Raw genomic sequence first — 20,774 nt, forward strand, 5'->3', positions numbered from 1 at the left:
GGGGGGCGAGCGACGGTTCTGCCACGGCATCTGTTTGCCGCCGTAACTGACAAACGGTTTTACCTACAAGGATAGCTACAAGCGAAGCGCCCTAGGGTCCGCGCGGCCTCTAGGGCGGGCAATGAAACGCAATCGCAACGCTGGCGACCATTCGTCTTGCCCATGATGGCGATATGCAGATTCGATGAACGTTTTTTCGCCCAGTGCGGTCGATTTCTACAGACGTTGACGTTCGCTGCTCCCTGGCGAACCTCCCTTTCCCTTACGTCCGATGACAGGAGATCTCTCATGGCCGTTGCCAATGCCAAGCAAGAACTCAAGACCGTTTCCAGCGTCAAGCAGAAGGCCCACCAGGGCGAAGACGCCACCCTGCAGAACCAGCAGGCGGTGGGCGAAGCCCTGGCCGTGCTGCTGTCCGACGTCTTCGCGCTGTACATCAAGACTAAGAACTACCACTGGCACATGAAGGGCTCGCACTTCCGCGACTATCACCTGCTGCTGGAAGAACAAGCCACCCAGCTGTATGGCATCACCGACCTGATCGCCGAGCGCGCCCGCAAGATCGGCCAGCCTACCGTACGCTCCCTGGAGCAGATGGTGCAGCTCAAGCGCCTGGCCAGCAGCGATGCCACCGACCTGTCGGCCGACCAGATGCTGACCGAGCTGCATGACGACAACCAGTCGCTGGCCGCCTACATGCGCACCACCCACACTCTGACCGACGACGCCAACGACGTCTCCACCACCAGCCTGCTGGAAGAGTGGATCGACCAGGCCGAAGAGCGTGCCTGGTTCCTGGGTCAGACCGTCGGCAAATAAGCCGCGGTCGTTGCCTGAAAGCCCGTCTCCGGACGGGCTTTTTCATGGACGCTCGCCAGCGGCCTGGGATTTAGCTGGTATTGCCGCGGCGTACAGCCGAATTCCCGGCGGAACACGGCGTGCAGGTACTGCGCCGAGGTGAAGCCGCAACGCCGGGCGACGTCCGCCAGGCTGGGCGCACCTTCCTGCAGGGCCTTGGCCGCCGCGGCCAGTTTGAAGCCGAGGATCTCGTCGTGCAGGCTGCGGCCCAGCTCGCGGCGAAAGGACAGTTCCAGCGCCGAGCGGGAGATCCCCACGTAGCTGGCCACCTGGGCGGTCTTGATGCCCTGGCAGGCGTACTGGCGGATGAAGTGCAGGGCGCGCATCACCTGGGGGTGACGGACCGCCTGGTGGCGGCTGGAGGCCTGGACGTTGATGCCCTCCGGCGGGATCAGCACCCGCGGCGCGCCCAGTTCCACCCCATGCAGCCGCTGATGCAGCAGCCGCGCCGCCTCGCGGCCGATGGCTTCGGTCCCCTGGATCACCGAGGTCAGGGGCACCCGGGTCAGGGTCCGTGCCAGGGGGTCGTTGTCGATGCCCACCAGCGCCACCTGCTCCGGCACCGGGATGCCGGCGGTGAGGCAGGCCTGCAGGAGTTGTCGGGCCCGGGCGTCGGTGACGGCGAGGATACCCACCGGCTTGGGCAGTGCCTGCAACCAGGCGATCAGCTGGTCCACGGCGGTGTCCCATAGTGGCGCGCTGGTCTCCAGGCCGCGATAAATCTCCACCGGCAGGCCGTCGCGGCGCAGCAGGGCGGCGAAGGCGGCCTCGCGTTCGCTGGCCCAGCGATTGGTGTCGGCGGCCGGCAGGCTGAAGCAGGCGAAGCGGGTCAGCCCCGACTCGATCAGGTGGTCGTAGGCCAGCCGCACCAGGGCGGCATTGTCGGTGGCGACATAGGGGATGCCGGGCGGATAGTCGGTCGGGGTCGCATAGGAACCGCCGACGGCCACCACTGGCAGGGCGCTGTGGGCCAGGGCGGCGCTCACCGCCGGGTCGTCGAAGTCGGCGATGATGCCGTCACCCTGCCAGCGCTCGATGCCCTTCAGCCGGCAGAGGAAGTCCTCTTCGAGGAACAGGTCCCAGCGCGCCCGGGTACCGCTCAGGTAGTTGCCGATGCCCGCGAGGATGCCGCGGTCATAGATCTTGCTGCCGTTGAACAGCAGGGCGACGCGATGGACGGGCGGCTGGCTGGGCATGGCGGGCTTCCGGCGGGACGCGCGGGGCGGGCGTCCAGACTACGACCCCGGCGCCGGCCTCTCAAGCGGCAAAATCGCACTCGGCCCTGGTGATTTTCACAATAGGCAGCCCGGGTGGCGGCGTTACCATCAGGGCAAGCCGGCACGCCGTGCCGGGTGCGAACGATAAGAACAAGGACAACGCGATGGCTCACTTCCCGAATGTCGACAAGGTCCGCTACGCCGGTCCCGACAGCGATTCCCCGCTCGCCTTCCGCCACTACGAGGCCGACCGCCTGGTACTGGGCAAGCCCATGCGCGAACATCTGCGCATGGCCGTCTGCTACTGGCACACCTTCGTCTGGCCAGGCAGCGATGTCTTCGGCCAGGGCACCTTCCAGCGGCCCTGGCAGGCCGCCGGCTCGCCGATGGAGCAGGCCCGGGCCAAGGCCGCGGCGGCCTTTGAATTCTTCAGCAAGCTGGGCGTCGACTACTATTGCTTCCATGACACCGACGTCGCCCCCGAGGGTGCCAGCTTCGCCGAGTACCGCGAGAACTTCGCCCGCCTGGTCGACGAGCTGGAACGCCACCAGAGCGAGACGGGCGTCAAGCTGCTATGGGGCACCGCCAACTGCTTCAGCCACCCGCGCTATGCCGCCGGCGCCGCCAGCAACCCCGATCCCGAGGTCTTCGCCTGCGCCGCCACCCAGGTCTGCACGGCGATGAACGCCACCCACCGCCTGGGCGGCGAGAACTACGTGCTCTGGGGTGGTCGTGAAGGCTACGAGACCCTGCTCAATACCGATCTTGCGCGCGAGCGCGAGCAACTCGGTCGCTTCATGCGGATGGTGGTGGAGCACAAGCACCGCCTCGGCTTCCAGGGCGACCTGCTGATCGAGCCCAAGCCCCAGGAGCCGACCAAGCACCAGTACGACTACGACGTGGCCACCGTCTTCGGCTTCCTGCAGCAGTTCGGGCTGGAAAAGGAGATCAAGGTCAACATCGAGGCCAACCATGCCACCTTGGCCGGCCACAGCTTCCAGCACGAGATCGCCAGCGCCGTGGCCCTGGGCGTGTTCGGCAGCATCGACGCCAACCGCGGCGATCCGCAGAACGGCTGGGACACCGACCAGTTCCCCAACAGCGTGGAAGAACTGACCCTGGCGATCTACGAGATCCTCAAGGGCGGCGGCTTCACCCGCGGCGGCTTCAACTTCGACGCCAAGGTGCGCCGCCAGAGTCTGGACGAGGTGGACCTGTTCCACGGCCACGTGGCGGCCATGGACACCCTGGCGCTGTCGCTGGAACGCGCCGCGGCGCTGTTGCAGGACGATCCCCTGGGCCAGTTCAAGGCCGAGCGCTATGCCGGCTGGGACCAGTCTCTCGGTCAGCGCATCCTGGGTGGCCAGTTGAGCCTCGAACAACTCGCCGAGCACACCTTCAGCCAGGGCCTGGCGCCCCAGCCGGTGAGTGGTCGCCAGGAGTTGCTCGAAGGCATCGTCAATCGCTATCTGTACCGCTGAGGCCATTGAGCGGGCCAGCACAAAAAAGCCGCTCTGGCCCGCTTGTACAACCCTGCTGAATCGTTACACTCAGAGCCGTTCCATCGCTCCACAACAACAATAACGAAGGACGCCACCATGACATTCAAGACCACCCTGCTCGCGGGGCTGCTCGCCCTCTGCACCACCGGTTTCGCCCAGGCCGACGCCCAGCATCCCAAGATCGGTTTCTCCATCGACGACCTGCGCCTGGAGCGCTGGGCCCGTGACCGCGACTACTTCGTCGCCGCCGCCGAGCAACTCGGCGCCAAGGTCTATGTGCAATCCGCCGACGCCAACGAGCAGCGCCAGCTGTCGCAGATCGAGAACCTGATCTCCCGTGGGGTGGATGCCATCGTCATCGTGCCCTTCAACGCCACGGTGCTGAACAACGTGGTGGCCGAGGCCAAGAAGGCCGGGGTCAAGGTGATCTCCTACGACCGCCTGATCCTCAATGCCGACATCGACGCCTACATCTCCTTCGATAACGAGAAGGTCGGCGAAATGCAGGCCGGCGGCGTGCTCAAGGCCAAGCCCACCGGTAACTTCTTCCTGCTCGGCGGCGCCCCCACCGACAACAATGCCAAGATCCTCCGCCAGGGCCAGATGAAGGTCCTGCAGCCGGCCATCGACAAGGGCGACGTCAAGATCGTCGGCCAGCAGTGGGTCAAGGAGTGGAACCCGACCGAGGCCCTAGCCATCGTCGAGAACGCCCTGACCGCCAACGACAACAAGATCGATGGCATCGTCGCTTCCAACGACGCCACCGCCGGCGGCGCCATCCAGGCCCTGGCGGCGCAGAAGCTGGCCGGCAAGGTCGCCGTGTCCGGCCAGGACGCCGACCTCGCCGCCATCAAGCGGGTGATCGCCGGCACCCAGACCATGACCGTCTACAAGCCGCTCAAGCTGATCGCCTCCGAGGCGGCCAAGTTGTCGGTGCAGCTGGTGCGCGGCGAGAAGCCGGGCTTCAACTCCGCCTATGACAACGGCACCAAGAAGGTCGATACCCTGCTGCTGACGCCGACCGAGCTGACCAAGGCCAACGTCGAGCTGCTGGTCAAAGACGGCTTCTACACCCAGGCCCAGATCGACGGCAAATAACCACTGGCCACCGGCTGACCGCCTGACGCCTGGCGTCGGGCGGCTTCTGGGCGAGGAGCGGCCATGGCCGACTATCTGCTGGAAATGCACGGCATCGCCAAGAGCTTTGGCGGGGTGCGGGCGCTGGATGGCATCGATCTGCAGGTGCGTCCGGGCGAATGCGTCGGACTGTGCGGCGAGAACGGCGCCGGCAAGTCCACCCTGATGAAGGTGCTCTCGGCGGTCTATCCCCACGGTACCTGGGAAGGCGAGATCCGCTGGGACGGGCGCCCCCTGGAGGCCCAGTCCATCGCCGAGTCCGAGGCGGCCGGCATCGTCATCATCCACCAGGAACTGACCCTGGTCCCCGATCTGTCGGTGGCCGAGAACATCTTCATGGGCCACGAGCCGCGTCGCTTCGGTGGCCGGCTGGACTACCCCACCATGCTGCAGCGCTCGGCGGAGCTGATGCGCCGGCTCAAGGTGCCCGACATGAACGTGGCCCTGCCGGTATCCCAATACGGCGGCGGCCTGCAGCAACTGGTGGAGATCGCCAAGGCGCTGAACAAGAACGCCCGGCTGTTGATCCTCGACGAACCGACCTCGGCGCTGACCACCTCCGAGATCGCCGTGCTGCTGGACATCATCCGCGACCTCAAGGCGCAAGGCGTCGCCTGCGTCTACATCTCGCACAAGCTCGACGAGGTGGCGGCCATCTGTGACACCATCACGGTGATCCGCGACGGCAAGCACATCGCCACCACGCCCATGGCCGAGATGGACATCGACCGCATCATCACCCAGATGGTCGGCCGCGCCATGACCAACCTCTATCCGCAGATCCCCCATGAGATCGGCGAGGTGATCTTCGAGGCGCGCCACTTCACCTGCCTGGATGTCGACAATCCCCAGCGCAAGCGCGTCGACGATGTCTCCTTCGCCGTGCGCCGCGGCGAGATCCTCGGCATCGCCGGGCTGGTGGGCGCCGGACGCACCGAACTGGTCTCGGCCATCTTCGGCGCCTACGACGGCCGCTACGAGGGCGAGGTCTGGCTCAACGGCCAGCGCATCGACACCCGTACCCCGCTGAAGTCCATCCGTGCCGGGCTGTGCCTGGTACCGGAGGATCGCAAGCGGCAGGGCATCGTGCCCGACCTGGGGGTGGGGTCGAACATCACCCTCACGGTGCTGGACCGATTCGCCCACCTGAGTCGCATCGACAGCGAGGCGGAACTGTCCTGCATCGACACCGAGATCGCCCGGCTGCAGCTCAAGACCAGCAGCCCCTTCCTGCCCATCACCGGTCTCTCCGGGGGTAACCAGCAGAAGGCGGTGCTCTCCAAGATGCTGCTGGCGCGGCCCAAGGTGCTGATCCTCGACGAGCCCACCCGCGGCGTCGACGTCGGCGCCAAGTTCGAGATCTACCGGCTGATCGGCCTGCTGGCCGCCGAGGGCGTGGCCATCGTCATGGTCTCCTCGGAGCTGGCCGAGGTGCTCGGCGTCTCCGACCGGGTACTGGTGCTCGGCGAAGGCCGGCTGCGCGGCGATTTCCCCAACGAGAACCTGACCCAGGAGCGGGTGCTGGCCGCCGCCCTGGGCACCACCGAACGCGCGGTCGCCGAAGCCCGGGAGCAATTCTGATGCACGCCGTGAAACAGCTGTTCACCCGTTACAAGATGCTCGCTCTGCTGATCGCCGTGGCCCTGATCTGGCTGTTCTTCAGCTGGCAGACCGAGGGCGGCTTCGTCACCCCACGCAACCTCTCCAACCTGCTACGGCAGATGTCCATCACCGGCATCCTCGCCTGCGGCATGGTGCTGGTGATCATCGCCGGCGAGATCGACCTGTCGGTGGGCTCGCAACTGGGCCTGCTCGGCGGGGTGGCGGCCCTGCTCGACGTCACCTACCACGTGCCCCTGCCGATCACCCTGCTGGCGGTAGCCGCCGGTGGCCTGCTGATCGGCCTGGTCAACGGCTACCTGAGCGCCTATCGCGGCATTCCCTCCTTCATCGTCGGCCTCGGCGGCATGCTGGCCTTTCGCGGCGTGCTGCTCGGCCTCACCGGTGGCGTCACCATCGCCCCGGTGTCGCCGGAGCTGGTCTACCTAGGCCAAGGCTACCTGCCGCCGCTGGTGGGCGTGGTGCTGGGCGGCGTGTTGTTCGCCGTGGCCGTCGTCCTTACCTGGCGCCAGCGCAGCAAGCGCAAGGCGCTGGGCCTGAGCCTGGCGCCGCTGTGGCGCGACGTGCTGCGGGTGGCGGTGATCGGCGTGGTGCTGGTGGCCTTCATCCAGACCCTCAACCGCTACGACGGCATCCCGGTGCCGGTGCTGATCCTGCTGGTCCTGCTCGGGGTGTTCAGCTACATCACCAGCCAGACGGTGTTCGGCCGCCGCATCTACGCGGTGGGCAGCAACCTGGAAGCCACGCGGCTGTCGGGCATCAACGTCCAGGCAATCAAGCTGGGCATCTTCGGCCTCATGGGGGTGATGTGCGCCCTGGCCGGTCTGGTCAACACCGCGCGTCTGGCCGCCGGCTCGCCCTCGGCCGGTACCATGGGCGAACTGGATGCCATCGCCGCCTGCTTCATTGGCGGCACCTCCATGCGCGGCGGCTCGGGCACCGTCTACGGTGCCCTGCTCGGCGCCCTGGTGATCGCCAGCCTGGACAACGGCATGTCCATGCTCGACGTGGACAGCTACTGGCAGATGATCGTCAAGGGCGGCATCCTGGTCCTGGCGGTGTGGGTGGACGTCAGCACCCGGACGGCCCGACGTTGACGTGAGGTAGGGTGGAAAACCGCGCAGCGTTTTCCACCTTGAGCCCCGGTGGATGAGGCTGCGCCGTCATCCATCCTACGGGGTTGCCACCAGGCTCAGCGCCAGGAAGACGATGGCGAGTGAAGGAGCGTGGAAAACCGCGCAGCGTTTTCCACCCGTTGGCGCCCTGCTTGGTCCCGGATGAGGCTGCGCCGTCATCCAGGCTACGATTGCTGCCAGGGTTGCTGCCAGTGGCGGAGGCCGCACCGTCAGCCGTGCGACGCATCCAGCCACCACGCCTGACCACCCCCTCTCCCTCCGGGAGAGGGCTGGGGTGAGGGAGCCTGGCCAGCAGCGGCAATCGCGGCCATGGCGGTCCGCCGCTGCGGCCGCTCCGACAGCTGGCCTAAACCCAGGGGCGGTCCAGGACCGCGATCAGCCGGACTGTAGGGTGGAAAACCGCGCAGCGTTTTCCACCTCGAGCCCCGGTGGATGAGGCCGCGCCGCCATCCACCCTGCGGGGTTGCCGCCAGGCTCAGCGTCGCGCCTTGGCCACCATCCCGGTATGCCTTAGGGTCAGCGCCAGGAAGACGATGGCCAGCATGCAGGAGCCGATCAGCAGCATGAAGCCGCCGTCCCAGCCGAAGTGGTCCACGGTGTAGCCGACCAGGGCGTTGGCCGCCACCGAGCCGCCCAGGTAGCCGAACAGCCCGGTGAAGCCCGCGGCGGTACCGGCGGCCTTCTTCGGCACCAGCTCCAGCGCCTGCAGGCCGATCAGCATTACCGGACCGTAGATCAGGAAGCCGATACTGACCAGGGCGGCCAGGTCAACGCCGGGGTTGCCTTCGGGGTTGAGCCAGTAGACCAGGGTGGCGACCAGCACGCCGAGCATGAAGACCACGCCGGTGGCGCCACGATTGCCGCGGAACAGCTTGTCCGAGAGCCAGCCGCAGAGCAGGGTGCCGGGGATGCCCGCCCATTCGTAGAAGAAGTAGGCCCAGGAAGTCTTGTCCACCGAGAAGTGCTTGGCTTCCTTGAGGTAGGTGGGCGCCCAGTCGAGCACGCCGTAGCGCAGCAGGTAGACGAAGACGTTGGCCAGGGCGATGTACCAGAGCAGGCGATTCTTCAGCACGTACTCGACGAAGATCTCCTTGGTGGAGAATTCGCGCTCGTGGCCTTCGCTGTAGCCCTCGGGGAAGTCCTGCTTCCAGTGTTCCACCGAGGGCAGGCCGCAGGACTGCGGCGTGTCTCTCATGGTGACGAAGGCGAACACCGCCACCGCCAGGGCGACCACCGCCGGGACGTAGAAGGCCGAGTGCCAGTCGTTGAACCAGAACAGGCCGAGCAGGAACAGCGGACCGATCAGGCCGCCGCCGACGTTATGGGCGACGTTCCAAACCGAGACCACGCCACCGCGCTCCTTCTGCGACCACCAGTGCACCATGGTGCGCCCGCTGGGCGGCCAGCCCATGCCCTGGAACCAGCCGTTGAGGAACAGCAGCACGAACATGACGCTGACGCTGGAGGTGGCCCAGGGTGCGAATCCGAACAGCAGCATCACCAGCGCCGAGAGCACCAGGCCGGCGGGCAGGAAGTAACGCGGATTGGAGCGGTCCGAGACCAGGCCCATGAGGAACTTGGACAGGCCGTAGGCGATGGCCACCGCCGACAGCGCCACCCCCAGCTCGCCGCGGCTGTAGCCTTGCTCCACCAGGTAGGGCATGGCCAGCGAGAAGTTCTTGCGCAGCAGGTAGTAGCCGGCGTAGCCGATGAAGATCCCGGCGAAGATCTGCCAGCGGAGGCGGCGGTAGACAGGGTCGATGCGATCGGCGGGGAGCGGCGGGCGATGGGCCGCGGGGGCGAAGATTCCAAGCATGGGAGCCTCGATATTGTTATAGGTATTAATCGAAAACGAACATTTCGGGTTCGTTTTCGAATATTACAAGGATATGACAGCCTGCACAGGCTTTTCCGCCCTGTGGCGGCGAGCCCCGGTTTCCCCTTGATCTGCGCGGGTTGCGGGCCTAGGGTGGCGCGTCTTCGCCGTCGTCTTTCGCGAGTCGCCATGCCTGCCTGGAAAGTCCTGTATTCCCGCGTCCTGACCCTGGTCACCGCGCTGTTCGAGCGTTATCCCCGGCTCATCGCCCTGGCCGGCTTCATCTCGGGGATCTGCAGCTTCCTGCTGGTGGACCGGCAGAAGGGCTTCGCTCCGGTGATGGCGGTGGTGATGCTGGCGAGCTGGGTCTGGCTGATGCTGGAAAACGTGCTTCGTGGCTGGGTCAGTCGGCGCTTCGGCTGGGAATTGCCGCCGCCGCTGCTGCGCTACGCCACCCAGCTGATCCACCAGGAAAGCCTGTTCTTCTGCCTGCCGTTCTTCGCCATCACCACGGCCTGGAACAGCGGCCAGGCGCTGTTCACCGGACTGCTCGGCGCCGCCGCCCTGGTGTCCATCATCGATCCGCTGTACTACAAGGCCCTGGCGCCGCGGCGCTGGGTGTTCCTCAGCTACCACACGGTGACCCTGTTCGCGGTACTGCTCACCGCGCTGCCGATCATCCTGCACCTGACCACCACCCAGAGCTACGAACTGGCCCTGGGCGTCGCCGTGCTGCTGTCCTTTCCCAGCCTGGCGGTGGCCTTCAGGGTGCGCCTGGGCTGGCGCTGGCTGGGCCTGCTGGGCCTGTGCCTGGCCATTGGCGCCTTCGGCTGGCTGGGCCGCGCCTGGGTGCCGCCGGCCACCCTGTGGCTGACCGACATGGGCATGAGCACCAACTTCGACAGCCTCAAGCGCCAGCCGGGCGATGCGGTCAAGAGCCTGAGCGTCGCCCAGCTGCGCGCCCAGGGACTCTATGCCTTCACCGCCATCAACGCGCCGCGCGGCCTCAACGAACGCATCTATCACGTCTGGCGCCATGCCGGCCAGGAAGTCGACCGCATCCCCCTGGACATCAGCGGCGGTCGCGAGGCGGGCTATCGCGCCTGGACCCACAAGCAGAACTTCCCCGGCGACGTGACCGGCCGTTGGCAGGTGCAGGTGGTGACGGACGTCGGCCAGGTGATCGGAACCCTCAGGTTCGAGGTGACCCCTTGAGCCCCGCTGGCTATGCTGCAGTCATCCACCTGCGAGGATCCGTCGTGAAAGCTGCCGTTGCCCTAGTGCTGTCCTTCTGCCTGGCCCTGAATGCCTGGGCGGAAGAGAAGAAGGACGAGAAAAAGGAAGGGGAGGCCCCCAAGACCGAGTTCTATAACCTGACCCCGGCGTTGGTCGGCAACTACGGCAGTGGTCCCAAGCTCAAGTACTACAAGGCCGACATCGCCCTGATGATGACCGGCAAGGAGGCCAAGGAGCGGGTCGAGTTCCACGAGCCGCTGATTCGCAACCAGCTGGTGATGCTGTTCGCCCAGCAGACCGACGACACCCTGGCGGGCGTCGATGCCCGCGAGAAGCTGCGCCAGGAAGCGCTCAAGCAGGTGCAGAGGGTGGTCAACCAGGAGGAGGGCAAGCCCCTGGTGGAAGACCTGCTGTTCAACAACCTGATCATCCAGCCCTGACGCGGGCGTTCAGCCGCGGGCGGCGGCGACGATGGCCGCCCATTCCGCCGCGCTGACCGGCATCACCGAGAGCCGGTTGCCCTTGCGCAGCAGGGCGAAGTCGGCGAGTGCCGGCAGCTCGCGCAGGCGCGGCAGGGTCAGCACCCGGGGAAAGGCCTCGACGAAGGCGACCTGGCGCGCGGTCCAGGGATTGCTGTCGGCGCCGGCCTTGGGCGCGTGGTAGGGACTCTCGGGGTCCAGCGCGGTGGGGTCGGCGAAGGCCGCGCCGACGATCCGGCCGATGCCGGCGATGCCCGGTTCGGCGCAACTCGAATGATGGAAGAAGAACAGCTCGTCGGGCGCCATGGCGCGCAGGAAGTTGCGCGCCTGGTAGTTGCGCACGCCGTCCCAGCGTGCCTGTCCCAGGCGTTGCAGGTCGTGCAGCGAGAACTCATCCGGCTCGGATTTCAACAGCCAACAGGCCACGTTTCGTCTCCTGACGAATGGAAGCCCGGGAGCTTCCAGGAAAGGGTCTGGTCGATTGCAAGGGGCGACCGCTTGTCGCAGAATGCCGCGCATTCCGGATGAAGTCTGACCGTACGCGCTGAGCATAACAGGGCGACGTCCTGTCCTGCCCAAAGGTGCCAGCAAGGGGGTGGCCCAGTTCGATGAAACGCAAACCTGATCTGTTGTGGGTACTGGTCCTGATCTTCACCCTGGGTGTCGTCACCACCGGGTACACCCAGAGCTTCTGGGAGCAGCGCCAGAGCCAGCAGCAATACGCACGCTACACCAGCGAAATACCGCCGGTGCGCTAGCTTCTTCCCTCGCGCTGGCCATACCAGCCGCCATCGCTCACCACGGCCGCCATGGGCACGTCCCAGGCCGCCAGCGCCAGGCGCTCCACCTTCTGACACTCGTGGGCGCAGCCGATCAGCCGCGGGCTGTGCCACTGCCGCCGGCGGGCCAGGTAGGCCAGGTTGCGATCATAGAAACCCTTGCCCATGCCCAGGCGCCCGCCCTGGGGGTCGAAGCCCACCAGTGGCATCAGGATGAGCGCCAGGGCCCAGGTCGACCGTCCCAGGCGGCGATCCGGGCGCGGCTCGGCGATGCCGAATCTGTTGCTGACCCAGGGCTCGCCGCGACCGACCCGTTGAAAGATCATCGCCGTGCGCGGCCAGCGGGAAAGTACCGGCAGGTAGGTGGCCTTGCCTCGCCGCTGGGCTTCTTCGAGCAGCGGACGCGGATCGATCTCGCCATCGCTGGGCAGGTAGAAGGCGATATGCCGGGCCCGACGAAACAGCGGGTGCTGGGCGAGTTGCCGATAGAGGCGGCGAGCGGCCAGGCGTTGCTGAACGGGGGTGAGGGCGCGACGTCGCTGGCGCAGGAGCTTGCGCAGCGCGGGCCGACTGAGATCGGGAGAAGGCGGGGTGGTCATGGAAGAAATGAGCTCTCCGGAATGCCGCTGCCGGTGTAGCCCTTGAACCCTTGGTTCAAGGTGGGAGAAGTCGTAGACCTTTAGGCTTTCCGCCGTAGCGGACATGCACACCAGTCTGACGAGCAACCCCCGGGGTGTTGCTTATCGGCTCGGGGACATGACCGACTGGCGCACACACCAGAGAGTGACTCCAGTATACGCCCCTGAGCCGGGATGCAAACCCCCGGCTATCCCCGGCCACCGTGCCGGGCGGCCGGCTGGCCGGTCAGGCGGTGGTGTCGTGTTCGGTGATGAGGGCGCGATCGACGCGATCCAGCAGGTCCCTGACCCGCTCGCGGGTGCTGCTCACCTCCAGGCTGACGTCATCCTGGCGGTGCAGCAACTCGTGGGTGATGTTGAGGGCGGCCATCACGGCCACGCGGTCGGCGCCGATGACCTTGCCGCTGGCGCGGATCTCGCGCATCTTGCCGTCCAGGTAGCGCGCGGTGCTCTCCAGGTTGGCACGCTCGTCGGCGGGACAACTGATGCGATATTCCTTTTCCAGTATCTGGACGGTCACGGTCTCGATGCTCATGAGTCCTGCTCCAAGGCTTTCAGGCGTAAAATCATCGCTTCGACCTTCGATCTGGCCAATTCGTTCTTCTCGATCAGCTCGGCGCGCTCCTGGCGCCAGTTGCGCTCGCTGTGGCGCAACTGCTGGTTCTGCCGCTGGAGCTCTTCGAGGCGCAGGAGCAGGCGCTCCACACGGTCACCGAGGGCGTCCAGGTCGGCGTCGAGGGGCGTGTCGCGAGACTCGCGCATGAGGGCTACAGCTCCAGAAGGGTGCAACGAGATTGGCCGCCGGCGGGGTCAGCGCGTAGGATAAGGCTTCATTCTAGCCAGCGCCTCCCCTCGACGCCATGTCCAGCTCAGCATCCGCCTACGCCGCCTTCGCCACCCTGCTCGCCGAGGCAGCCCTGCCGGTCTCGCCCGCCGAACTCCACGGTCACCTGCTCGGCCGGGTCTGTGGTGGCGCGGGCTTCGACGAGAACGACTGGCTGGCCGCGGCCAGCGAGCTGCTCGGTGGCGCGCCCGGCGAGCGGCTGCAGGCGGCGCTGTCGGGTCTGCTCGGCATGGTGCAGCAGGAATTCGCCGGCCAGCAGGTGGCCCTGGTGCTGATGCTGCCGCCGGACGAATTCCCCCTCGCCGAGCGTACCGCTGCCCTGGGCCAGTGGTGCCAGGGCTTCCTGGCCGGTTTCGGCCTGTCCGGGCGCACCGGCGAGGTCTCCGGCGAGGCGCGCGAGGTGCTCGAGGACCTGGCGGCCATCGCCCAGATCCAGGAGCCCGCCGAGGAAGGCGAGGAAGGCGAGAACGACTTCATGGAAGTCACCGAATACCTGCGTGTCGCCCCGCTGCTGCTCTATGGCGAATACGGCCGCGGTCCCATCCCCGAACCCGCCCCCGTGGTGCACTGAGCGGCCATGCCGCGGATCCACAAGGCCGAATTCGCCCGTCGCCGCCGCGCCCTGATGGCCGAGATCGGCCACGGCGGCATCGCCCTGCTGCCCGCCGCGCCTGTCTGTCTGCGCAATCGCGACATCGAGCAGCCCTATCGCCAGGACAGCGACTTCCAGTACCTCACCGGCTTTCCCGAACCCGAAGCCCTGGCCGTGCTAATTCCCGGCCGGGCCCATGGCGAATACCTGCTGTTCTGCCGCGAGCGGGACGCCGAGCTGGAGCGCTGGGAGGGGCGGCGCGCCGGCCAGGAAGGAGCACTGGCCGACTATGGCGCCGACGACGCCTTTCCCATCGGCGACCTGGACGACATCCTGCCGGGCCTGCTGGAAGGCCGCGAGCGGGTCTACTACGCCATGGGCGCCCACCCGGAATTCGAGCGGCAATTGCTCAACTGGATCGAACTGATCCGCGCCAAGGCCGACCAGGGCGCCTCGCCACCGCGGGAATTGCTGGCGCTGGATACCCTGCTGCACGACAGCCGGCTGTACAAGTCGGCCGCCGAGGTGCGGCTGCTCAAGGCGGCCGCCGAGCTGACCTGCGCCGCCCACCTGCGTGCCATGCAGGCCTGCCGGCCGGGCCTGCGCGAATACCACCTGGAGGCGGAGCTGGACTACTGCTTCCGCCAGGGTGGGGCACGGCTGGCGGCCTATGGCTCCATCGTCGCGGCCGGTGCCAATGCCTGCGTCATGCACTACCAGGCCAACGATGCGCCCCTACGTGACGGCGAGCTGGTGCTGATCGACGCCGGCTGCGAGCTGGACTGCTATGCCAGCGACGTGACCCGCACCTTTCCAGTCAATGGCCGCTTCTCGCCCGAGCAGCGGCAGCTGTACGACATCGTGCTGGAGGCCAACCAGGCCGCCATCGCCTGCGTGGCGCCCGGACGGCACTGGAACGAACCCCACGAGGCCACGGTCAGGGTGATCACCGCGGGGCTGTTGGCCCTGGGCCTGCTCCAGGGCGAGCTGGATGACCTGATCGACTCCGGCGCCTGTCGCGACTTCTACATGCACCGCGCCGGCCATTGGCTCGGGCTGGATGTGCACGACGTCGGCGAATACCGCATCGGCGACCAGTGGCGGATGCTGGAGCCGGGCATGGTGCTGACCGTGGAGCCCGGCCTGTACATCCCGGCGGATGCCGAGGTGCCGCGCAAATGGCGCGGCCTGGGTATCCGTATCGAGGACGAGGTGCTGGTGACGCGCAGCGGTTGCGAGGTGCTGACCGCCGGCCTGCCCAAGGCGGCCGCGGAGATCGAAGGCTTGATGGCGGCCGCGCGCGACCGCCGGGAGAACGCTCATGCAACGTCCTGATATCGCCATCATCGGTGGTGGCCTGGTGGGTGCCAGCCTGGCGCTAGCCCTGCAGGCCGGCGCCAAGGCGCGCGGTTGGCGCATCCTGCTGGTGGAGCCCTTCGCTCCCGGCGATACCTACCAGCCCAGCTACGACGCCCGCTCCTCGGCGCTGTCCTACGGCTCGCGGCTGATCTACCAGCGACTGGGGGTCTGGGACGCCCTGGCCGAGCACGCCGAGGCGATCGGTGAGATCCAGGTGTCCGACCAGGGCCGCTTCGGCGTGACCCGGTTGCTCGCTCGCGACGAGAACCTGCCGGCGCTGGGCTACGTGGTGGAGAACGCCTGGATCGGCCAGGTGCTCTGGCAGGCGCTGGATCGCGAGGTGGTGGATTGGCGCTGCCCGGCCGAGGTGCGCCGGCTGACCGCCCTGGCCGACGGCTATCGCCTGGAGCTGGACGACGGTGCGACCCTCGACTGTGGCCTGGCGGTGGTTGCCGATGGCGGCCGCTCGGCGCTACGCGAGTCCCTGGGCATCGAGGTGCGCCGTACCCTCTACGAGCAGACCGCGCTGATCGCCAACGTCTCCACCAACCTCGGCCATGGCGGGCGCGCCTTCGAGCGCTTCACGGCCCATGGTCCCCTGGCGCTGCTGCCCCTGCCGGGCCAGCGCAGCGCCCTGGTCTGGACCCAGCCGGACGGCGAGGCGCTGCGGTTGCAGCAGGCGCCGGAGACGGTCTTCCTCGCCGAACTGCAACGCGCCGTGGGCTATCGCCTGGGCAGCTTCACCCAGGTCGGCACCCGCCATGCCTATCCGCTGACCCTGCTGGAGGCCGCCGAGCAGGTCCGCCCGCAACTGGTGGTACTGGGCAATGCCGCCCACAGCCTGCACCCCATCGCCGGCCAGGGCTTCAACCTGTCGTTGCGCGACGTCGACAGCCTGGCCGACTGCCTGCTGGAGAGCCCCACGGCGCCCGGCGACTTCGCCGTCCTGCAGGACTATCTGCAGCGCCAGCGCCTGGACCAGCAGCTGACCATCGGCTTTTCCGATCGCATCACCCGGCTGTTCTCCAACAGCCGGCCCTGGCTGAGTGCCGGACGCAACCTGGGCCTGGTCGGCCTGGAGCTGTGCCCGCCGGCCAAGAGTGCCTTCGCCCGCCAGGCCATGGGCCTGGGTACCCGTCCCTGACCTGCGAGGAGAAACGAGCATGCTGACCCATGCGGATCTGGTGATCGTCGGTGCCGGCATGGTCGGCAGCGTCCTGGCCCTGGCCCTGGCCGACAGCGGCCTGTCGGTGGTGCTGCTCGACCGCGGCCCGCTCACCCCCGGGGCGGTCGAGAGCGACCTGCCCTTCGAACCCCGGGTCAGCGCCCTGTCGCTGGCCAGCCAGCGCATCCTGCAGCGCCTCGGCGCCTGGGACGGCATCCTGGCACGCCGCGTCAGCCCCTACCAGGCGATGCACGTCTGGGACGGCTCCGGCACCGGTGCCGTGCATTTCGATGCGGCCAGCGTGCATGCCGAGGTGCTCGGTCACATCGTCGAGAATCGCGTGGTGCAGGATGCCCTGCTCGAGCGCCTGGCCGCGGCCAACGTCCTGCTGCTGCCCGAGGCGCGGCTGGAATTGCTGCGCCGCTCCGGCGACCAGTGGCTGGTGCAGCTGGCCGGCGACCGCCAGATCCGTGCCCCGCTGGTGGTGGCTGCCGATGGCGCCACCTCGGCGGTGCGCCGCCTGGCCGGGCTGGAAACCCGCGAGTGGGACTATCTGCACCATGCCATCGTCACCAGCGTGCGCTGCGCCGAGTCGCACCAGCGCACCGCCTGGCAGCGATTCACCGACGACGGCCCGCTAGCCTTCCTGCCGCTGGATCGCGGCGGCGATACCCATTGGTGCTCCATCGTCTGGTCCTGCACGCCCAAGCAGGGCGAGCGGCTAATGGCCATGGACGACGCCACCTTCTGCCAGGCCCTCGGCGACGCCTTCGAGCAGCGCCTGGGCCCGGTGGAGTGCAGCGACACGCGGCTGTGCATCCCGTTGCGCCAGCGCCATGCCAAGCGCTACGTGGAACCCGGCCTGGTGCTGATCGGCGATGCCGCCCACGTCATCCATCCGTTGGCCGGCCAGGGCGTCAACCTGGGCTTTCTCGACGCTGCGGTGCTGGCCGAGGAGTTGCGCCATGCCCAGGCGCGCGGTGAATCCATCGCCGAACAGCGGGTACTGGAACGCTACGAGCGCCGCCGCATGCCGCACAACCTGGCGATGATGGCGGCCATGGAAGGCTTCCAGCGGCTGTTCCAGGACGACCGCCTGCCGCTGCGCTGGCTGCGCAATGCCGCGCTCAAGCAGGTGGATCGCCATTTCGAGGCCAAGGCGCTGTTCGTCCGCCGCGCCCTGGGCCTGTCCGGCGATGTGCCGGAGCTGGCCCGGGTGGTGGCCTAGCGTCCCGGCCTCAGGCCTCGTCGACCGACCCGGCCAGCGCCAGCACCTGGGCGCGCCAGGCGGCGTCGCGGGGCAGGGCGAGGAAGTGCGGATTGAGGAAGGATTCGCGCATCTCGTAGGTGAGCGGCTGGCCGTCCAGGGTCAGCACCTCGCCGCCGGCGCCTTCCAGCACGCCCTGGGCGGCGGCGGTGTCCCACTGGGAAGTGGGGGCCAGGCGCGGATAGAAGTCGGCCTTGCCCTCGGCGAGCAGGCAGAACTTGAGCGAGCTGCCGACGCTGACCAGCTTGGGTTCGCCTACCGTATTGCCCAGTTCCTCCAGCAGCCGTTGCTGGGTCGGGCTGCTGTGACGGCGACTGGCGACCACGGTGAAGGCCTCTTCCGGCTGCTGGCGCACGCCGATCTCGATGCCGTCCTCGCCCTGGATGCGGAAGGCGCCCAGTTCGCGACCGCCGCTGAAGCAGACGTCCCGGGTGGGGATGCCGACCACGCCGAAGATCACCTGGCCGCGTTCGACCAGGGCCACGTTGACGGTGAATTCCTCGCTGCCATCGATGAATTCCTTGGTGCCGTCGAGGGGGTCGACCACCCACCAGACGTCCCAGGCGCTGCGCGCCGCGAAGGGGATGTCGCAGGCTTCTTCCGACAGCACCGGCACGTCCGGAGTCAGGCGCGCCAGGCCTTCGGCCAGTACCCGGTGGGCGGCGAGATCGGCGGCGGTCACCGGCGAGTCGTCGCTCTTCTGCCGCACCGCCACGTTCTGCCGCCAGAAGGGCAGGGTGGCCGCGCCGGCCTGGCGCACCAGGTCGATGACGTTGAGCACCAGGGGCGCGGTGATGGAAACGGGCGCCATCATGCCGGGAACTCTCCGCGTTGGGTGAGCAGGTCGCGCACCAGGTAGAGGGCGGCCAGGGCGCGGCCTTCGGAGAAGCGCGGATCCTGCACCAGTTGCGACAGCTCGCGCAGGTCGACGCTGCTGACCTCGATGGGTTCGGGTTCGTCGCCCGGCAGGCGCTCGGGATAGAGGTCGCGGGCCAGCACCACGTGGATGCGCTGGCTCATGTAGCCGGGGCTGAGCGACAGGGCGGTGAGGTATTCCAGCCGCTGGGCGCCGAAGCCGGCTTCTTCCTTGAGCTCGCGATTGGCGGCGTCGAGGATCTCCTCGCCCGGCTCCACCAGGCCTTTGGGCAGCGACAGCTCATAGTCTTCCACGCCGCCGCAGTATTCCTCGATGAGCAGGGCGCGGGTGGCATCCTGCAGGGCCACCACCATCACCGCGCCGTGGCCGGTGCCCTTGTTGGCCAGGCGCTCGTAGGTGCGCTCCTCGCCGTTGGCGAAGCGCAACTGCATCTCCTCGACGGTGAACAGACGGCTCTTGGCCACGATCTGTCGGGCGAGGACAGTGGGTTTCTGGCGCATGGACGGCTCCTGGGCTGGGCGGACGGGTATGATAACCCGCCTGTTATATGATCCGGAGTCACCATGACCCCTCTCGACTGGAGCCGTATCGACACCGTGTTGCTGGACATGGACGGCACCTTGCTCGACCTGCACTTCGACAACCATTTCTGGCTGGAGTACCTGCCGCAGCGCTACGCCGAGCGCCACGGCCAGTCCCTGGCGCTGGCCAAGGCCGAGCTGGAGCCGCTGTTCCTCAGTCACCAGGGCAAGCTGACCTGGTACTGCCTGGACTTCTGGAGCGCCGAGCTGGGCTTCTCCATGCGCGAGCTCAAGGAGGAGATCGCCCACCTGATCGCCCTGAGACCCGATGCCGACACCTTCCTGGCTGCCCTACAGCGCGCCGGCAAGCGGGTGGCGCTGATCACCAACGCCCACCGCGATTCGCTGTCGCTGAAGCTGGAGCGCATCGAACTGGCGCCCTATTTCGATCGGCTGATCAGTTCCCACGATTACGGCTTCCCCAAGGAAGAACAGCAATTCTGGCACGCCCTGCAGGCCGACTTCGCCTTCGATCCGCCGCGCACCCTGTTCATCGACGACAACCTGCCGATCCTGCGCAGCGCCCGCGACTACGGCGTCGCCCACCTGCTGGCGATCCATGAGCCGGACAGCCGCCGCGGGCCCAAGGACAGCGAGGAGTTCGAGGCGGTAAGAAACTATCGGGAAATACTGCCCGTTTGAAGAAAGACCCTCACCCCAGCCCTCTCCCAGGGGGAGAGGGGGTAAAGCAGGCGAGAACGGAGTAAACCGGTGGACATCAAGCAGCTGCGCTTTCTCATCGCGCTGGACGAGACGCGCCACTTCGGCCAGGCGGCGGCGCGCTGCCACGTCACCCAGCCGACCCTGTCCATGCGCCTGCGTGGCCTGGAGGACGAACTGGGCGTGGAGCTGGTGCGGCGCGGCCAGCGTTTCGAGGGCTTCACCGAGGCCGGTCAGCGCATCCTCGCCTGGGCCCGCACCCTGATGGCCGCCCACGACGGCCTCTATGCCGAAGCCCAGGCCTTCCAGGGACAGCTGGTGGGCACCCTGCGGGTCGGCCTGGTACCCCTGGCCAGCTTCGATCCCATGCCGCTGCTCCAGCACCTGCGCCAGCTGCACCCCAAGCTGCATTTCCAGCTGCAGGTGCTGAGCACCGAGCGCATCCTCGAGGCGGTGGCGAGCAATCGCCTGGAGCTGGGCATCTCCTACCTGGAGCACCTGGACCCGGCACGTTTCGACAGTCTCACCCTCACCGAAACCCGCATGGGGCTGCTCTATGACGAGCGCCATTTCGCCTTCGACCAGGCGGCGCTGGATTGGCAGGCGGTAGCCGGGCTGCCGCTGGGCCTGCTCACCGGCGCCATGCATTTCCGCCAGTCGGTGGATCATGGCTTTCGCAGTCTCGGGCTGACGCCGCAGCCGGTCCTGGAGACCGATGCCGTCTACCTGCTGCTGCAGGCGGTGAATGCCGGGCTGTGCTGCGCCGTGGTGCCCCTGGCTGGCGGCTTCGACCGCCTGACGCCCCATGCCCGGCTGATTCCCATCGACACCGCCCGCACCCTGACCCCCCTGGGCCTGCTCATTCGTCGGACCGAACCCCGACTGGCGGTCGCCGACGCCTGCTTCCAGGCGATCAAGGCGCTCTATGCCGAGAGTGATAGATAGGGCTTATCAAGGCATTGGGCATAGCGATTAGACGCCCCGGGGTCTGCTGGTTAATCTTTGATCTGT

22 protein-coding genes and 1 other RNA gene are annotated in these 20,774 nt (G+C 67.5%); 14 read left to right on the forward strand and 9 right to left on the reverse strand.

The window, feature by feature from the left end; genetic code table 11:
- Positions 1 to 288 precede the first annotated feature (288 nt).
- Complete coding sequence (locus tag FSV73_RS22020; RefSeq protein ID WP_017639603.1) at positions 289 to 819, forward strand: Dps family protein; 531 nt, start codon at positions 289 to 291, stop codon at positions 817 to 819.
- Here FSV73_RS22020 and FSV73_RS22025 read toward each other — a convergent pair.
- Entirely contained in the window at positions 801 to 2,054 is a 1,254-nt protein-coding gene (locus FSV73_RS22025) for a XylR family transcriptional regulator (RefSeq protein ID WP_145011484.1), read from the reverse strand. The two genes, FSV73_RS22020 and FSV73_RS22025, sit on opposite strands and share 19 nt — an antisense overlap.
- Before the next feature lie 185 nt (positions 2,055 to 2,239).
- On the opposite strand from FSV73_RS22025, the gene xylA reads away from it, so the two are divergent.
- The 4 genes from xylA to FSV73_RS22045 all read left to right on the forward strand — a co-directional run bounded on the left by xylA (position 2,240) and on the right by FSV73_RS22045 (position 7,431).
- Positions 2,240 to 3,556 (forward strand): xylose isomerase, encoded by a 1,317-nt coding sequence (gene xylA, locus FSV73_RS22030; RefSeq protein ID WP_145011487.1) that lies wholly within the window; start codon positions 2,240 to 2,242, stop codon positions 3,554 to 3,556.
- 117 nt (positions 3,557 to 3,673) lie between these two features.
- Complete coding sequence (gene xylF, locus FSV73_RS22035) at positions 3,674 to 4,675, forward strand: D-xylose ABC transporter substrate-binding protein (RefSeq protein ID WP_145011490.1); 1,002 nt, start codon at positions 3,674 to 3,676, stop codon at positions 4,673 to 4,675.
- 63 nt (positions 4,676 to 4,738) lie between these two features.
- A complete protein-coding gene (xylG, locus tag FSV73_RS22040; protein WP_145011493.1) occupies positions 4,739 to 6,295 on the forward strand; it encodes a D-xylose ABC transporter ATP-binding protein in 1,557 nt (518 codons plus the stop codon).
- Positions 6,295 to 7,431, forward strand: coding sequence for a sugar ABC transporter permease (locus FSV73_RS22045; RefSeq protein ID WP_145011496.1), 1,137 nt, complete (start codon positions 6,295 to 6,297; stop codon positions 7,429 to 7,431). The genes xylG and FSV73_RS22045 overlap by 1 nt, the downstream gene beginning before the upstream one ends.
- 514 nt (positions 7,432 to 7,945) lie before the next feature.
- Here the strand turns inward: FSV73_RS22045 and glpT are convergent.
- Positions 7,946 to 9,286, reverse strand: coding sequence for a glycerol-3-phosphate transporter (gene glpT / locus FSV73_RS22050; protein ID WP_145011499.1), 1,341 nt, complete (start codon positions 9,284 to 9,286; stop codon positions 7,946 to 7,948).
- Positions 9,287 to 9,475: 189 nt separating this feature from the next.
- Here glpT and FSV73_RS22055 point away from each other — a divergent pair, with 189 nt between their 5' ends.
- Together FSV73_RS22055 and FSV73_RS22060 are read left to right on the forward strand one after the other, a co-directional pair.
- Positions 9,476 to 10,501 carry a DUF5924 family protein gene (locus tag FSV73_RS22055; RefSeq protein WP_145011502.1) on the forward strand — a complete coding sequence of 342 codons (1,026 nt, stop codon included), beginning with the start codon at positions 9,476 to 9,478 and terminating at the stop codon, positions 10,499 to 10,501.
- 44 nt (positions 10,502 to 10,545) lie between these two features.
- Positions 10,546 to 10,962, forward strand: coding sequence for a flagellar basal body-associated protein FliL (locus tag FSV73_RS22060; protein ID WP_145011505.1), 417 nt, complete (start codon positions 10,546 to 10,548; stop codon positions 10,960 to 10,962).
- A gap of 9 nt (positions 10,963 to 10,971) precedes the next feature.
- On the opposite strand, the gene FSV73_RS22065 is transcribed toward FSV73_RS22060, so the two are convergent.
- Positions 10,972 to 11,427, reverse strand: coding sequence for an EVE domain-containing protein (locus FSV73_RS22065; protein ID WP_145011508.1), 456 nt, complete (start codon positions 11,425 to 11,427; stop codon positions 10,972 to 10,974).
- A 182-nt stretch (positions 11,428 to 11,609) separates the two neighbouring features.
- On the opposite strand from FSV73_RS22065, the gene FSV73_RS25650 reads away from it, so the two are divergent.
- Entirely contained in the window at positions 11,610 to 11,759 is a 150-nt protein-coding gene (locus FSV73_RS25650; protein WP_186309313.1) for a hypothetical protein, read from the forward strand.
- On the opposite strand, the gene FSV73_RS22070 is transcribed toward FSV73_RS25650, so the two are convergent.
- From FSV73_RS22070 to FSV73_RS22085, 4 genes are all read right to left on the reverse strand, one after another.
- A complete protein-coding gene (locus tag FSV73_RS22070; RefSeq protein WP_145011511.1) occupies positions 11,756 to 12,379 on the reverse strand; it encodes a 5-formyltetrahydrofolate cyclo-ligase in 624 nt (207 codons plus the stop codon). The two genes, FSV73_RS25650 and FSV73_RS22070, sit on opposite strands and share 4 nt — an antisense overlap.
- Before the next feature lie 9 nt (positions 12,380 to 12,388).
- Positions 12,389 to 12,566: non-coding RNA, 6S RNA (ssrS, locus tag FSV73_RS22075), on the reverse strand.
- 78 nt (positions 12,567 to 12,644) lie between these two features.
- Complete coding sequence (locus tag FSV73_RS22080) at positions 12,645 to 12,953, reverse strand: cell division protein ZapA (RefSeq protein ID WP_145011514.1); 309 nt, start codon at positions 12,951 to 12,953, stop codon at positions 12,645 to 12,647.
- Positions 12,950 to 13,180, reverse strand: a complete 231-nt coding sequence (locus FSV73_RS22085) for a TIGR02449 family protein (protein ID WP_145011517.1) — start codon at positions 13,178 to 13,180, stop codon at positions 12,950 to 12,952. The genes FSV73_RS22080 and FSV73_RS22085 overlap by 4 nt, the downstream gene beginning before the upstream one ends.
- Positions 13,181 to 13,278: 98 nt before the next feature.
- On the opposite strand from FSV73_RS22085, the gene FSV73_RS22090 reads away from it, so the two are divergent.
- Genes FSV73_RS22090 through FSV73_RS22105 form a run of 4 tightly spaced genes read left to right on the forward strand, consistent with a single transcriptional unit; the run spans position 13,279 to position 17,606 of the window.
- On the forward strand, positions 13,279 to 13,833 hold the full coding sequence (locus FSV73_RS22090) for a UPF0149 family protein (RefSeq protein ID WP_145011520.1): 555 nt from the start codon (positions 13,279 to 13,281) through the stop codon (positions 13,831 to 13,833).
- 6 nt (positions 13,834 to 13,839) lie between these two features.
- Positions 13,840 to 15,189, forward strand: a complete 1,350-nt coding sequence (gene pepP, locus FSV73_RS22095) for a Xaa-Pro aminopeptidase (RefSeq protein WP_145011523.1) — start codon at positions 13,840 to 13,842, stop codon at positions 15,187 to 15,189.
- Positions 15,176 to 16,357, forward strand: coding sequence for a 2-octaprenyl-6-methoxyphenyl hydroxylase (ubiH, locus tag FSV73_RS22100; RefSeq protein WP_145011526.1), 1,182 nt, complete (start codon positions 15,176 to 15,178; stop codon positions 16,355 to 16,357). The genes pepP and ubiH overlap by 14 nt, the downstream gene beginning before the upstream one ends.
- 19 nt (positions 16,358 to 16,376) lie before the next feature.
- Entirely contained in the window at positions 16,377 to 17,606 is a 1,230-nt protein-coding gene (locus FSV73_RS22105) for a 2-octaprenyl-3-methyl-6-methoxy-1,4-benzoquinol hydroxylase (RefSeq protein ID WP_145011529.1), read from the forward strand.
- Between the two features lie 10 nt (positions 17,607 to 17,616).
- Here FSV73_RS22105 and cysQ read toward each other — a convergent pair whose 3' ends face one another.
- On the reverse strand, positions 17,617 to 18,459 hold the full coding sequence (cysQ, locus tag FSV73_RS22110) for a 3'(2'),5'-bisphosphate nucleotidase CysQ (RefSeq protein ID WP_145011533.1): 843 nt from the start codon (positions 18,457 to 18,459) through the stop codon (positions 17,617 to 17,619).
- Positions 18,456 to 19,022 (reverse strand): ADP compounds hydrolase NudE, encoded by a 567-nt coding sequence (gene nudE / locus FSV73_RS22115; RefSeq protein ID WP_145011537.1) that lies wholly within the window; start codon positions 19,020 to 19,022, stop codon positions 18,456 to 18,458. The genes cysQ and nudE overlap by 4 nt, the downstream gene beginning before the upstream one ends.
- Before the next feature lie 63 nt (positions 19,023 to 19,085).
- On the opposite strand from nudE, the gene yrfG reads away from it, so the two are divergent.
- Both yrfG and FSV73_RS22125 read left to right on the forward strand, forming a co-directional pair.
- Positions 19,086 to 19,745, forward strand: a complete 660-nt coding sequence (gene yrfG / locus FSV73_RS22120) for a GMP/IMP nucleotidase (RefSeq protein ID WP_145011540.1) — start codon at positions 19,086 to 19,088, stop codon at positions 19,743 to 19,745.
- A gap of 69 nt (positions 19,746 to 19,814) precedes the next feature.
- Positions 19,815 to 20,708, forward strand: a complete 894-nt coding sequence (locus FSV73_RS22125; RefSeq protein WP_145011543.1) for a LysR family transcriptional regulator — start codon at positions 19,815 to 19,817, stop codon at positions 20,706 to 20,708.
- Positions 20,709 to 20,774: the final 66 nt, after the last annotated feature.

It is taken from the genome of Pseudomonas oryzihabitans, assembly GCF_007665395.1.
Lineage (GTDB): Bacteria > Pseudomonadota > Gammaproteobacteria > Pseudomonadales > Pseudomonadaceae > Chryseomonas > Chryseomonas psychrotolerans_C.